This window comes from Chloroflexus sp., assembly GCF_034432675.1.
Lineage (GTDB): Bacteria > Chloroflexota > Chloroflexia > Chloroflexales > Chloroflexaceae > Chloroflexus.
This window is the reverse complement of the sequence record NZ_DAOUBI010000095.1, coordinates 1-14943: the sequence shown is the minus strand read 5'-3', so window position 1 is coordinate 14943 and position 14943 is coordinate 1. Positions and strand designations below refer to the sequence as shown.

Here is a 14943-nt window from a genome sequence, read left to right as displayed (position 1 = left end):
CGCACGGTTGGTGACACGCTCCGTTCGCGCAAGCGCAGTCTGCCGCAGCGTGAGCCGATCAGCAACGGATTGGTCTCCAATATCCATCGGTACGTGCGTCTCGATTGATCCGATCGTTGCAACAGAGCAACGACAACCTCTCCCCCAGCCGCTATGTAGCCACCAACGGCGCCGAGGAGGTCTTGCCCCTGGAGGAGGTCATGGTGCTGCTCCGTGAAGCCGAAGAGGAGTGCGCCGAGGCCGACCAAGAACTGGAACGTATTCTGAGGACGCTTGGACTGGGAGGCTTCCGTGACGAGGCTTGACCTTCACGAAGGAGAAGAAATCGAGTTCAAGCGCCAGTGGAATTTCTGCACTCAATCCAACGTCTTATGGTATCAAAATGGTATACGATGCGTGCTACACTTTGTATGAGATGTTGTTTCTACAGGATGTGTCTTCTTTCAGGGAGTGGATATGTTAATACCACGATTGTTTTGGTTTGTGGTGGTTCTTTCAGCACTCATCATCTCACCTTTCCAGGGCGCCCCAATAGTTGCTGCACAATCCGCAACAATCGACCGACCCGCTTCAGCGCGTGTCAACGATACGTCCGTAACTGAGCCTGCTGCCACACCAGCGCCAATCACCGTCACTCAGAGTGGTGTGAGTGTTTCAATCCTTGCCTCACCGGCCCGATTGCGGGGTGGTCAGGATTTGATCTATACCGTTTCCTACAGCAACAACAGTGGGATAACCCTCAGCAATGCCCGGATCAAGATTACATGGAATTTCTGGATTACTTCCCGGCCAAATACCCTGAACGCCGATAAATATCAACAGTATTGTCGTGACCAGGGGGTCAATGCCTGTGCCCCCCTTGAGGTCAGTGGGCCGGCTGTTACCCGCAGTGCTACCTCTCATTACAACTCGACGACCGCGGTTGGTGGATATACCTACGAAATCGGCAATCTCACCAACGGCACCGGTGGCAGCTTCATGATAGCCCTGCGTGTACCGGAAAATGTCTATCCTGTATATGGCAAAGACCCACGCCGTCCGTCGGCTTCCGCCGAATTCTTTGTCGGCAGTGAAAGCACCGCACGGGCCATCGCCAACGCCTCAGCACTGGTCGAAGGGCCGCTCTTCGAGCTGCGGAAGGAACGCACGGCCAGCGGTCTTAACCCGCGCATCTTTCCGACCCAAACCGGCGAGTATCGTTTGCGCCTGACCAACATTGACCGCGAAGACTCGATCACGGCAACCAACGTGAAGCTGACCGATATTGTGCCAGAAGGTGCCGAATTCGTCAGCAGTGTGCGCGGCGCGGAACGCACCAATTTTCCCCCTACGCAGACGATCATTGATGGTCGTCCGGCATTAGTCTGGACAATAGATCGGCTTGAGCGTGGACAAACGGTTGACATCTTCGTCACCTTCCGCAAGCTCGATCTCAGTCCGTGCGATCGTATGAAAAACGAAAAAGCGGGCTATTATGTTACCAGTGACGAGATACCGTTCCAACCTGAAAGCACTACTGACCGCTATCGGGTTCCACCTCAGACTGGCGACGTGACTTACAATGTGCGGCCACCGGTAGATGTTGTATTTGGTTCGACCCAGACCGTGATCTTTGGTGAGCGTGGAAGCTTTAGTTTCAAAGTGCGTAACTATTGGCCAGCGGCCCTGAATGGCTTACAGGTTCGGATCGTTCTTCAGCCGAATGTACGCTACGTCAACGGAACCGCATCACCAGTTGGTACATTTACCGCACTGCCCCCCTCGTCAGGCGATGGTGGCACGTTAATCTGGACATTCAACATGGCGGCGGGGAATATCAATACCCCGGTCGAGCAGAGTTTCTCTTTTGAGGTGACCGCTCGCTATTCAACTGTGGGTAATGGGAGTGGATCGGGGACAACTTATGCCAGTGTTGTTGTGCCCAGTGGTGTACCATCCAATTGTAACGATGGTGACATGGGCGGTTTCAAGGTTGTGCCTCGATTAGAAGTAGCCAAGTATTCAGAGGCTGATCGCAGCGGAACGAACTACATTGCCCGCAACAATCAGCCGTTCCAGTACATTATCTCACTCACCAACTATGGCTCCAGCCAGATGACCGACATTAAAGTCTACGATCTATTACCCACCGGAAATCAGGCTGATTTCACCTACGTAGCCAACAGTGCCACGATTGACAACGGAAATATTGATGATGGTATCCCCTTTGAGCCGACAGTTAGCTCAACCAGTACCAATTCTGGTGTGCGTACAACCCTGATCTGGTTAGATATTACGCTGGCACCGGGAGAGACGCGCTACATTCGCTACAATGTGATAACGCGCGGTGAGTTCAACCGCACCTACTGTAATGACCTTGACCAGCAACGCATGGAAGAGGCGCTGATTAACCCTGACACGAATCAGCCTGGGGAAGATATTACTTTCAAAAGTGCTCGTGCCTGTGTCAGAATGATCCCCAACATTCAAGTCAGCAAGGTGTTCAGTGATCAGAACGGCGCCAATCTCGGTACAACCCGTGTCATTACCGGTCCGGTACCAGCCGGAGGACAAACGATCTACTTCACCCTGACGATTACCAACGCCGAAACCACCAATACCTACACGGCTGGCCTGGTCGATTTTGCCCCGCAAGAGCTAGCCTTCCAGGCAGTTGAGTTCAGCAACCTACCGACTGATAAGCGTCTGCCGGACATCAGCGGTAGCAACCCCTGGACATGGCCAACGTTGTCAATTGCACCCGGCCAGAGTTACACGGTACGGATACGCACCCTGTTCAATCCGCCATGTGTGACTGATGAATACAGCAATCGGGTAGGCTACTCCTTCTTTGATCCCTCAACCGGACGTACCACCGTGGTGTCGCCGCGTCCGCCGATTGAAGCGGTTATTGACTATCGCTGCGGCAGTAACCTGCTTGATTTCGATATTAAAGCCGAGCGCACAACTTTAGGCTTGCGTGATCGCGGTCTCTTCACGCTCACGGTACGCAATCTCAATCCCACCGGATCGCTGGATGGTGTCAGTGCTTATGCGATTTTGCCACCCCGCTATCTCTACAGTGAAACGATAAGTAGTACACTCTACGCATTTGCCGGTCAGCGCCCATTGGCTGATGGTCGTACTGAATTGCGTTGGAATGTTAGTTCAATCCCCGCCAATGGCCAGGTTGAGATTCTCTTCCGCGCCGCTGCTGCCGACATTATCGGCACTAACGAGATTTATGCGCATGCGACGGCCAATAATCTGTTATCAGCGAGTTGCCGTACCTCGTCACGTTGTACGACCTATGTTATCGATATCCAAACCTTCACGGTTGCTTGGGAACGGGTAACCACACAGCCGCTGCATACCTATACGCCGCGGATTGAGGGTCTCAGCCAGTGTATATCGGCTGGTGACGAGCGTGTCTACACGCTCACCCTGCTCAATACGAATGTGATACCCTACCGCAATACCGTGGTCACGCTGACCTTACCCATCGGCTTGCAATACATACGTCCCGATACCGGTTCGCCGGCACCGAATAGTATCATTCCGATTACAAGTGGTTCGCTGGCCGGCTCTACCCAACTGGTCTGGCGCGATCTAACCGTACCAGCCAAACCATCTGGTAGCAACGTCAGCGAGTTGTCGCTGGCAATCTGGCTGCGGGTTGGTCAGGTCTGGAGCGATCAGGGGACCAGTGCTGAAGTGACCAGTCCTGATGGGATTATCCCGATCACCGACGGTGAAGTGAACCCAACGGTACGGATTTGTGTCGATGGGCCGGCAGTAGCCAAAACGGCGAGTATTACCACGCTACCGCCATACAATCCAGGTGATCCAAGTCCGACCTTCTTCTACCAGATCGAGGTCGTCAATCCAACTACCAGTGCGTTTACCATCACGTTGCGCGATGTCTTACCTGCCGGTCTGACCTTCAATGCAATGGTTAGCGGAACAGCACCGCAGATCAGCACCAGCAATGGCCGCACTGTGCTAACATGGAACAATCTCAGCGTACCTGCCCAAAGCGGCGACACACCTGGGCGGCGCACACTGCTCTTCCGGGTAACGGCGAATCCGAGCCAGATCAGTGGCAGTCTCACCAACACTGTTGAGATTGTGAACAGTTCTGTCCCGATTGGATCACAACTCCTGGAAGCCCCGGTTTCGCTGAGTGTACCGCGTCTGTGGGTACCGCTGGTTGCCCGCTAACCGATATGGGGGTGCGCTTTCTGGAGTGTACCCCTTTGCTCAACGGAGCTATCCATGAACTGCTGGCACTGTAACCGTCCGGCCCATGGCACGTGTATCTTCTGCGGTCGTGCGATTTGTCGCGATCACGCTCAGGAAATGCCGCATATCGTTGCCCTCTTCGCCGACCGCAAAGGTGGGCACAAAGCAATCGTCACCGCGCGTGCCCTCTTCTGTGGTCTGTGCGAACCTCGTGAAGACCCGATAGAATTACCTGAATTGCGTTAGGTGCTGCTTAAGAATCAGCATCGGCAATTCATCACGAAGATTTGCGTAAAGTTATCGTGAAGATAAGTAAACCGTTATCCCATGGCCATGATCAGCGTGGTATAATGCGGGTGGGCCATGTCCGCCCCAATCCTTTCCCTGACGTCATGAGGTGAACCTATGCCAATGTACGAATATGGCTGCCTGGACTGTGCGCACCAGTTTGAACGGCTCCTGCCAATAAATGCGACCGATCAGCAGATTGTTTGTCCATTTTGCCAGAGCACCCATGTCCGGCGTCGCCTCTCTATGTTCGCGACGCAGAGCCGCAGTGATGCAGCCGTTGCGGCGACGACAACGACAACCAGTGGTGGGTGCGGTTGCAGTGGTTGTAGTTGTGGCTCTAGGAGCTAAAGTATGCGCGTTATGATCCTGACAGCCGGCCTCGGTACTCGCCTGCGCCCACATACCTTTGTGCGTCCCAAGCCATTGGTGAGTGTTGCCGGAAAGACGGTGTTGGCTCACATTATCGATTATCTCTCCCCCCTTCAGATCGACGAACTAATCTGTGTGGTTGGTTATCTGGGCAACCAGATTGAAGAGTTTATGCGGGCCAACTACACCTATCCAATGCGCTTCCTTGAACAGAAGATGATGCGCGGGCAGGCAGATGCTATTGCTCTCGCCCACGAGCTGACCGGGCCGCTGCTGGTAGTTTTCGGCGACGGGTTGCTGGAGTTTGATATTGAACAGCTCAATCAGCATCCCAATTACGGCATTATCTACTGCAAGGAAGTTGACGATCCGCGCCGTTTTGGTGTTGTGGTGGTCGAACAAGGCCGCATCGTGCGACTGGTGGAGAAGCCGAGTGAGCCGATTTCCAAGCTGGCTGTGGCCGGTATCTACTATGTACCAGAGGCTGCCCGGTTGATGTCAGCGATCGACTACATTATGCAGAACAACATTCAAACCAAGGGTGAGTTCTATCTGGCAGACGCTCTTCAGGTAATGATCGACCGCGGTGAGGAATTACGTGCTGAAACGGTGCGAACCTGGTACGATTGCGGTACGATAGAGGCATTACTCGATACCAATCGTTATCTACTCGATCACGGGCACAATCAGGCTGCTGAGTATCCCAATGCTGTGATTGTACCGCCGGTGAATATTGCACCGACAGCCGTCATCGAACATGCGGTCATCGGCCCGTATGTCTCAATTGCTGATGGTGCAGTCGTGCGGCATGCAATTGTCCGCGACTCGATTATTAACGCAGGTGCACAAATTCAGTCGGTTATTCTCAATCGCAGCCTGATCGGTGACCGTGCTTCCGTTAATGGTGTCAGTCAGGAGTTAAACGTCGGCGATTTATCTGATATTCGTTTCAGGTGAACAACTATGATTGCTTACAACTTCCATGCTGCAAGCAATGGCGCTCGCGGCGAGGCCGAGGATGGCCGTTGGGAGTTGGCTTCGCCTGGTAACAGGCATATGCCAGCAATAGCCACTATTGACGCTCCATCCTTAAGTGCTGAACAAGAGATCATTCGTCGTCTTACGGTTGCTGCCAGTCCTGCAGAAACACGCCTCTTAACCGCAGTCTACGTCTCACTCAAGACCTATCCGTGCGCGGTGCTCAGTGGCAGGGCTGGAGCTGGTAAGGCAGTGTTGGTTCAGCATCTGGCCGCGGCCATTATTGGTCAAATCCCCGGCCAGTTGATCCGTATCGGTTCGTCACACTGGGCCAACCACAGTGGTCAGCGTGAATACTACCGCGATCTGCACACCCGCTTTGGTGATAGTCAGTTGAATGAAGTGCTCAGCGAAGCCCAATCACCGCAGGGCGCGGGGAAGCTGTACCTCGTTTTATTTGATGGCCTGGCCCCTGATGAACTCTTCCACTATCTGCACAAACGTCTGCAACTCTTACCGGTGTCCACGCCCCCGGTAGCGCCGACCGCTCCGCCACCGACCAATGTCTGGTTCATTGCAACCTTCCACCAGTCGCATCGGCTGTCGGTTCGTGATACGCAAGTGTTGGCTCACGCGCATCAGATCAACGTTACTGCCTATCGCCGCTCGCTACCATCACTGCCCCCGCCGCCGGTTGGCTTACAGCGCGCCGTGATCCGTGACTCCTTGCACGATGTCGTCGCCGCCCGTGATCGCTTGCGTACCGTGTTTGGCAGCACGCAGTTGCCTCAGCTCAGTCCTTCCGCGCACATTGCCGGTTTTCTGCGTTGGTATGGGCTGACGCCCGATACTACTCTCGATAGCGATATGTGGCTGTTCCTGGCTAACAGTTTCGACCGCCACGGCCATGGCTTGTTTGATACCGATGTGTATCGCAATCTTCAAATTGCTTATGATCTGCGGATGGTGCAACGCATTATGGCCCAGCTCGACCCGGCGAACGCAGCACTGCGGCCTGAGCTGGCCCGGGCGGTTGGATGTTAGGCAGAGTGACTAACGACGGATGAGGTTGCTTGATGCAGCTTATGGCTCAGCTCGACCCAGCGAACGCAGCACTGCGGCCTGAACTAGCCCGAGCGGTTGGATGTCAGGCAGAGTGATTAACGACGGATGAGGTTGCTTGATGCAGGTGAGGGGCGTATGACCGTGCGCCCCTCCTTCATGCACTGCCGGGGAATGCTGATAGCATACCACATCGTGTATAACACCTGCCGCAACGTCGGCAGTGCGGCGTTAGCACGGCACACCGGCGGCAAGATGCAGGATCACGTTTGCCATCTGAACAGTGTATCATGACGCCATCTGTGACAGAACACATCTGCTGACAGAGCCAGCCTGAACCTCTACCCCTCACCGCACCAGCGCCGCCAGTGTTGCATCATACTGCGCAACCAGGTTTTCCCAGCGGTAAGGGCGGGCCACCGCCGACCAATCGTAGCACGTCAGCCGTGGCAGGTCGCCGATCAATCGCGCAAGGGCGTTCGGCAAATCGGGATCGTCTGCGTAAAGACAATCGGCGTGCCATTCCGGCGGAATCAGATCAGGGTAGTTGAGCCGTGCCGGCAAAAGTGGCACACAACCACAGGCGATTGCTTCAAGGATCGCAATCCCGAAATATTCCTGAATCGCTGCCGACACAACAATATCGGCCTGACGTAATAATGCGAGGTATGTCTGGCGATCTCCGGCATAGCCCCAGTGAATGGTGTGATCTGCCCAGCGCTGGCGGGCAGCTATCAGATCAGGGGCATTCGGATCGATATGCTCACCGGTCACAATCAGGCGAAATCTTACCCCACGCTCTGCCAGATATTCCAGAGCAGCCATTACGACGTGCGGCTGTTTATCATATTCCCAACGGGCATTCCAAAGGATAACCGGTGGTGCGGTCGGGTCACGCGGTTGCCGTGGCGGTAGCGATGGTAGATCAAGTCCGGGTGGTAACACCTGCGCTTTTGCCGCAATCTGCTCTACAGTCTGTAGTTCGTGGTAATCGTGATAGCGGCGGAGCATTCCCGACAGTGCCGCCAGCCAGTCTCGCCGATGAAAAGCGGAATTGAACAACACGGCATCGGCTACCAGAGCACTGGTGAAATTGATCCAGGCAAATGTGTAGTCGCGCTTGCGCTCTGGCGGGATGGGATACGTGAGCTGGTTTTCGTGAAAATAGAGTGCTACCGGAATGTTCCCCAATTGGCGATAGGTCAACGCCCGAAAGGTCGCCAGATCGAGCATATCAGTGGCAACGATGACATCAGGCCGTTCAGACAAATCGGCTACCAGGCGAGCCAGGGTCACCGCCCCGCCGCGCATTCGCCAGCGCCATCCGCCGGCCTGACTGAGGGTGATAAGTCTGACGCGGTGGGTGCTATGGGCAGCATAGCCGCTTGCTACTGCTGCGTGTGACCCACCATGAAATGGATCAAGCCACCAGATCAACATGTCCCGGTATCTCAGTGAGTCCTGGCGAAGGTTGTCACTCAATATCCACCCGCATCATATAGCGATTCACGCCTTCGCTACCTAATTGCGCCTCAAGCTGAAGGAGATAGCGCAGCGGTTCGTGATACGGGTGATTTTCATCGAGCATCCGTGCTGCCGCTTTGTGGCTGCCAAGCTGCAAGAGGTGCTGATAGGCCACCCATTCGGCATGCCCTTCCCGCAAGAACTCGTTGCGCAGCAGGGGGCAATGCTCGGCTTGCCAGGCATGGGCATATTCATGAGCTGCTGTAATGCGGAAGATGAGTGTCGGCAGGCCATACAGCAGATAAATCACTCGCACATGATTCTGGCGGCGGTATAAGCCGAGGGTGTCTTGTCCAGATGGAGTTAGACCGCGCAGACGAGCCATTGTCGGTGCATCAACCAGCCGGAACGCCACCCCCACATGAAGCCGTAATCCCATGCCTTTAGCCAGCATGCCTGCAGTTTGTTGAAACAAGTGTTGAGCCTGTACCGGATCGTAAATCGCGACCGCGTGGCAGGTATCGCATTGCTGGCGGCCATCGTGTAGTTTCCAGAAGTGGTTCCCCAGCGGTGCGCCACAAGTGCTGCATCGTGGCCGCGTCGCAATACATTGAGGGCAAAACCGTTCTGGCCGGTTGATCAAGACATAATAACTACCAGTAAGCGGCTGTCCACAACTGGCACAATGCGTATGATCAGCAGCCATAGCTCACCTGCCTACGCGAGATCGTGAGGTGGTGGGGCATCGAGCTGTTCGGCCAACCAGTGCTGCATCAGGCTCAAGCCATTTGGATGCAGACTGTGTCCTACCGGGTCTTCATGATAGCGATGGCGTGGTGCGTATTGGGCCAGCACATCACGGGTCGCTCGTGCCTGTTCAATCGGAATGACTTCATCGTAGGTGCCGTGCAATTGCAAGATCGGCAGACGGGCAATGCCGGCAGCGGGTGGTTGTATAGTTAGGGCCGGATCAAGGTAGCCGTTCGCTGCAATCACGCCGGCCAGGTGTTCGGGAATGCGCCAGGCCAGCGCCATACTGAGAATCGCCCCCTGGCTGAAGCCGAACAGGTAGGTTCGCCGCGGATCAGTTCCGATCCGGCCAGGCAATTCACTGACGAACTTGATCAACAACTCGATGGCCTGCGCCCGACCCACTGGATCGGGAACGAGCCGACCGGGTGTACCACTTAGCTCATACCAGGCAAAGCCGCCCCATGGCAACGCAATCGGTGCCCGGGCACTCACGATATGCATCCGGTCGTCAATCAGATCGGCAAGCTCGAAGAGATCACGTTCGTGACTCCCGAAACCGTGCAACATCACTAACAACGGTGCCGGTCCGCTCTCGATAATTGGCCTGCGTTCAATAGTACGAATTGTTGTCATGGAATCACCAGTTCCTGTCCAACTTGCAGGTTATCCCCCTGGGCTGGAGTGAGATTATTGGCTTGCAAAAGTGCCTCAATTGTAACCCCAAATTGCTCTGCAATCGTCCGCAATGTGTCACCGGCCTGTACCGTGTACCGTCGTGGGCCACTTTCCGTTGGGGCGAGGGTAGGTGTCGGTTCCGGTGTTGGTTCAACGGTTGGCGTTGGTTCAGACGTTGGAGATGGTTCTGGTGTTGCGGTTGCCGTTATCGTGACCGTTGGCCGTGGTGTCAGGGTTGGTAACACCGGCAATGTTGGCATTACCGGTAATGGCTCTTCACTTATCGTATCAACGACCGGTGGCACCCACGCCGGGAGGATCGTTAGATCGCCGATCCGTAGTGGTGGTAACGGGTTGCGGGCGATAGTCAACAGGGCAACGGCTGCCATTACAAGGATGGTCGCCATCCCGGCGGCGATGCCGATGCTACCAATCAAGTGCTGCACCATTCGCAACACGATGGCACCAACCGGTGGTGCCAGCAAGATAAAGAGGAGTAAGAGCCAGAGTGTCGTTTCAGTCAGCATACAATATGCTCAATCCCAGGTCATTGCTTGACAAGAACGTACTGTTATGGTGCCATTGCCCAGGCTGGATCGTAATCCTGTCCGATCAACAACACAATATCCGCTCCCAATGGTTGCGGGGGCGCATCGTCTGGTGGTGTGGCAAAGACCTGGCTGGCCGGTAAACCAAGATGCCCGGCAAGACGGGCCAGTGTCGCTGGTTTACCGGTATAGTCGATCAGAATGGTTGTTTCTCGCCGATCCGTGTTAGCCGCCGGAAGGGTCTGAAAATTGGCGTTAGCAAGTGCCCGACTAATCCGGGCTGCCAATCCATTCACCGGCGTGCCATTCAACACCTGTATTCGCGCCTGTTCAGCATCGATCCGTGGCCCGGCCCGCAATCGTTCGACCATCGCTGCTACATCCCGGCGGTTCCAGTAAATGTCTGAACCAATTTCAGCGACAATCGCCACTTCGCGCGGGTTGATACTGAAGGTAGCGATACGCTGACTGTCAATCGTCTGGGCCAGTGTCATCAGTTCACGCAGGGCCGCTGGATCATCGATAGGCAGCGTCGTCTTCACACTACGTCGGGCTTCGTCAATCAATGCTGTTAACAAGCTGGCCTGTTCAAACACTCCACGTGCGCGGACGGTTTCCAGCACGGCGCGCAACAGCATCTGCTGCCGTCGGGCGCGCTCGAAGTCGCTCGATCCATGGCGTGACCGTGCATACTTCAGCGCTGTCTCACCATTGATCACCTGTAAACCGGCAGGAATGAAGATCCGTTCGTAGCCGTAATCTGCGGTTGGAAAACTACTATCGAGCACCGGGTACGGAACATCAATTGCTACCCCACCGAGTTTATCAATGAAGCGCTCGAAACCGGTAAAATCAATCTGAGCAACATAATCAACCGGGATGTTCAGGAACTGAGCCACCGTTTCGGCGGTCAGCGCTGCCCCGGCGGCTGCCGGATCGGCACCTGCGCCGTAGAGTTCGGTCGCGTGCTGATAACCATAACTATACGCGACGTTGATCTTCTGCTCACCCAGGCCGGAAATTGTGGCAACCGTATCGCGTGGGATCGAGAGCAAACTGGCCCAACGTTCTGTCGGATGTACGTAAGCCAGGATCAGGGTATCGCTGCGAACGCCTTCGCTGCCATCAGGGCGACGATCAACTCCCAGCAATAATACGGTAAACGGCTGACGAAACACTGCGTTCGTCGTCACCACTGTTCCGGCAGGTCGTAGATCGGGTTGCCGCATTCCGGCAACGGTTTGCCATAGCCAGCCGGCACCGGCCAGCGCCGGCAAGAGCAACAGCACGATACCACCTGTTACCCACCACCAGCGCCACCGTCGTCGGCGCTGGGCACGCAGCAAGGCAACCCGCTCGCGTGCACTGCCCTTGGGCAATGTGCGTCGCTGTTTTTGCTCAGTGCGCCGTGGTCGCTCAATCCCCATCTAACCTGCACCTACTCATCAACCATTTCCGGTTCATCGGGAGGTTCGTATTGACCGGTCGCAATAATCGGTGCACTGACCGTCATTCGTCGTAATCCAGGAACGCCACTGACCGGCAGAATGCCGAGCACCACAATGCTCATATCATCAACCGGCTGACCGTCGTCCAATTCAAGCGCCTGATTCATAATGCTATCAACCAGCGTTTGCGGATCGCGCCCCTCGTGCGCCGGCCAGGCTGCCAGATAGTTCGGGAGACCAAGGTCTTCGCCGCGTCGTTCACCTGCACGTAGTAAGCCGTCGGTAAACAGAACAACATAGGTATAGGCGGCAATTGGTATCTCGCTGATCTGCGGTCGTATCAGTGGATGTAAGCCAATCGGGGTTGACGGCGTATTGAAGCTGCGCAGCTCTTGTGGCGTAATAACAAAGAATGGCGCTGGATTATTGCGCGTCACCAGAATCTTGGAGCTGGCGAAATCAACCGAAAGGATATTCAGCGTTGCTGATGCCTGGCCCATCCGATAGGTATAGAGATAATCGTGGACAGCTCGCGCTACTGCTCCATCATGAGTGCCATCTTTCAAGAGGGTAATTGCCCGCGTTGCAACCAGATGCGATAACGTCTTGGCACTTCGGCCATGCCCCTGCCCATCAACCAGCACAAACGAGAAGCCACCACCCGGACGCTCTATCGTCTCGAGCGTATCACCACTCTCCCGATCTCCATAGCGGGGAACTTTGGCAACTGCAACACGCATTTCCAGATCGGCCATCACGCTCATCCCCTTTAGCTTGCACCTTATCCGTAACAGCATACCATAATTTGCCTCATGCTATAATCACCCTAAGAGCCTATCGATAGCGGTACCGCGGTAGATGGTGGTGGTTTTGCCCATCCATATATTGATATTGAACAGGCTCTCACTGGAGTTCAGGTAGTTATTGTATGGTCGAAGGAGGACAAGGGTGTCCACACCACGTGTATTTCACAATTTGATCGGTGGCGAATTCGTGCCTGCGCAGAGCGGAAAGACCTTTGAACGTCGTAATCCGGCGGATACCCGCGACGTGGTAGGCATCTTTGCCGACAGCGATGAGCGCGATGTGCACGCGGCTGTTGAAGCAGCCAAAGCGGCATTTCCCCAATGGAGCAAGGTACCGGCGCCTAAGCGCGGCGAGATTCTGCTCCGGGCAGCCGAACTCTTACAGGCGCGCAAAGAGCAGTACAGTCGCGATCTGACACGCGAAATGGGGAAACCGCTGTTTGAAGCCGGCGGCGATATTGTTGAAGCCATCGGGATGGCCCAATACGCCGGTAGTGAGGGGCGTCGGATGCATGGTGTGACGACCCCTTCCGAATTACCCAACAAGTTTCAGATGAGTATCCGGCAGCCGATTGGGGTAGTTGGCCTGATCACACCGTGGAACTTCCCGATGGCAATTGCATCCTGGAAGATGCTGCCGGCGATTGTCTGTGGCAACACAGTGGTCATTAAACCTGGCGAAGACGCCTCGGTCAGCACCTACAATCTGGTGCAATGTCTGATGGAAGCCGGCCTGCCCCCTGGCGTGGTCAATATCGTCACCGGATACGGGCCACGAGCCGGGCAACCACTGGTTGAACATCCCGATGTGCCGGTGATCTCGTTTACGGGTAGCACCGAAACCGGCCGGCTGGTGTACGAATTAGGAGCGCGGCGGATCAAACGGGTAAGCCTGGAGATGGGTGGGAAGAATCCGTTGATCGTGATGCCTGATGCCGACCTCGATCTGGCCCTCGATGGTGTGCTGTGGGCCGCTTTTGGCACGACCGGCCAGCGCTGTACGGCAACCAGTCGGTTGATCGTCCATCGTGCTGTAGCTAAAGAGCTGGTCGAGCGGATTGTAGCCCGTGCGCAATCCTTGCGGGTAGGTAACGGACTTGATCCAGCAACCGAAATGGGTCCGCTGGTCAACGAGAAGCAGTTGCAGCGTGTGCTGAACTACATTGACATCGGCAAGCAAGAGGGTGCTACGCTGTTGTGCGGCGGCTATCGCCTGACCAGTGGTGACTACGATTATGGCTACTTTATCGCGCCAACCGTATTTACCAACGTCACCCCCCAGATGCGAATTGCCCGCGAAGAGATCTTCGGGCCGGTACTGAGCGTGATCGAAGTTGATAGTCTCGATGAAGCCGTTGCCATTGCCAACGATGTTGCCTACGGTCTCAGTTCGGCGATCTACACCCGCGACATTAATGCTGCGTTCCGGGCAATGCAGGCGTTGCAGGCTGGAATTGTTTACATTAACGCACCGACGATTGGGGCCGAGATCCATCTGCCTTTTGGTGGAGTGAAGGCCACCGGCAATGGACACCGCGAAGCCGGCCCGACCATGCTCGATGTCTTCTCCGAATGGAAGAGTGTGTACATCGACTACAGCGGTGCCTTACAACGGGCGCAGATTGACAATGCCGATTAACGGTTATTTCGGCGCCTGAACGACGGGGTTTATGCAAACCGTCAAAAATAATACTACGTATACGAAACATTTCCGCGGCGACGCATGCGTCGCCGCCATTTTTACTGCTTAGTAAGAATTTTGTATACAAACTTTTGGTATATAAATGGTTTATTTCACCTTTCCAGAAAGTATTAAAGCGTGCGGCTTTATGGATAACATGGTGATTTATATGGTTTTTAACAATTTTCACGACTGCTAAAACACAACTAGGGGCGGATGATGTCACCATAACAGGATCAGTGTACCGTAGAATGAATAATTTTACAAAAACAATTTTCGCGATAATACCTGTCAATGGTAACACGATGGTAATGCCAGGACGGTATATATCGAATGTATATGCAGTCGTCACGTGGGGAAAGTTCATACCGCTATGCGAATACTGTTTATCATTGCGAGCCTGTTGCTCGCGGCGTGCTCGCCTGGGGCTATCACCAACCCGGTCTCAACTCCTCCCAAACTGACGGTGACCGGTTGGGTTGGGTATATGCCTCAAGTGATTATCAATGCATTCAGTCCTGAGACTGGCATGCGCATCGAATAGATTGGATATGACACCCCCGAAGAAGCATTGATAGGCTTAGAACAGGGTGCTGACTACGATTTGATGATCATAGTCAATTCCTTCTTGCCCGATCTGATTGCTG

General features: G+C 54.8%; 12 protein-coding genes and 1 pseudogene. 7 read left to right on the top strand and 6 right to left on the bottom strand.

Annotation, left to right across the window (positions count from 1 at the left end):
• Positions 1–134 precede the first annotated feature (134 nt).
• From VAE55_RS07185 to VAE55_RS07160, 6 genes and pseudogenes are all read left to right on the top strand, one after another.
• A pseudogene (locus tag VAE55_RS07185) lies at positions 135–305 on the top strand (SAM-dependent DNA methyltransferase); the annotation flags it as partial.
• A gap of 151 nt (positions 306–456) precedes the next feature.
• Positions 457–4200 (top strand): DUF11 domain-containing protein, encoded by a 3744-nt coding sequence (locus VAE55_RS07180; protein ID WP_322815112.1) that lies wholly within the window; start codon positions 457–459, stop codon positions 4198–4200.
• A 54-nt stretch (positions 4201–4254) separates the two neighbouring features.
• Entirely contained in the window at positions 4255–4467 is a 213-nt protein-coding gene (locus tag VAE55_RS07175) for a hypothetical protein (RefSeq protein ID WP_012257628.1), read from the top strand.
• A gap of 159 nt (positions 4468–4626) precedes the next feature.
• Positions 4627–4860: a zinc ribbon domain-containing protein gene (locus VAE55_RS07170; protein ID WP_322815111.1), complete on the top strand. Its 234-nt coding sequence runs from the start codon at positions 4627–4629 to the stop codon at positions 4858–4860.
• A 3-nt stretch (positions 4861–4863) separates the two neighbouring features.
• On the top strand, positions 4864–5838 hold the full coding sequence (locus VAE55_RS07165; RefSeq protein WP_322815110.1) for a sugar phosphate nucleotidyltransferase: 975 nt from the start codon (positions 4864–4866) through the stop codon (positions 5836–5838).
• 6 nt (positions 5839–5844) lie between these two features.
• Entirely contained in the window at positions 5845–6903 is a 1059-nt protein-coding gene (locus tag VAE55_RS07160; RefSeq protein WP_322815109.1) for a hypothetical protein, read from the top strand.
• Between the two features lie 366 nt (positions 6904–7269).
• Here VAE55_RS07160 and VAE55_RS07155 read toward each other — a convergent pair whose 3' ends face one another.
• Genes VAE55_RS07155 through VAE55_RS07130 form a run of 6 tightly spaced genes read right to left on the bottom strand, consistent with a single transcriptional unit; the run spans position 7270 to position 12564 of the window.
• Positions 7270–8361, bottom strand: a complete 1092-nt coding sequence (locus VAE55_RS07155) for a tRNA-queuosine alpha-mannosyltransferase domain-containing protein (protein WP_322815108.1) — start codon at positions 8359–8361, stop codon at positions 7270–7272.
• 34 nt (positions 8362–8395) lie between these two features.
• Entirely contained in the window at positions 8396–9091 is a 696-nt protein-coding gene (locus VAE55_RS07150) for an LIM domain-containing protein (protein ID WP_322815107.1), read from the bottom strand.
• A gap of 11 nt (positions 9092–9102) precedes the next feature.
• The gene (locus VAE55_RS07145; protein WP_322815106.1) at positions 9103–9771 is read right to left on the bottom strand and encodes an alpha/beta fold hydrolase; all 669 of its coding nucleotides are present in this window, start codon (positions 9769–9771) and stop codon (positions 9103–9105) included.
• Complete coding sequence (locus VAE55_RS07140; protein WP_322815105.1) at positions 9768–10340, bottom strand: LysM peptidoglycan-binding domain-containing protein; 573 nt, start codon at positions 10338–10340, stop codon at positions 9768–9770. Before VAE55_RS07140 ends, VAE55_RS07145 begins: the two co-directional genes overlap by 4 nt.
• 44 nt (positions 10341–10384) lie before the next feature.
• Positions 10385–11788 carry an LCP family protein gene (locus tag VAE55_RS07135; protein WP_322815104.1) on the bottom strand — a complete coding sequence of 468 codons (1404 nt, stop codon included), beginning with the start codon at positions 11786–11788 and terminating at the stop codon, positions 10385–10387.
• A gap of 11 nt (positions 11789–11799) precedes the next feature.
• Positions 11800–12564, bottom strand: a complete 765-nt coding sequence (locus tag VAE55_RS07130; protein WP_322815103.1) for a PP2C family protein-serine/threonine phosphatase — start codon at positions 12562–12564, stop codon at positions 11800–11802.
• Between the two features lie 193 nt (positions 12565–12757).
• Here VAE55_RS07130 and VAE55_RS07125 point away from each other — a divergent pair, with 193 nt between their 5' ends.
• Complete coding sequence (locus tag VAE55_RS07125) at positions 12758–14254, top strand: aldehyde dehydrogenase family protein (protein WP_322815102.1); 1497 nt, start codon at positions 12758–12760, stop codon at positions 14252–14254.
• Positions 14255–14943: the final 689 nt, after the last annotated feature.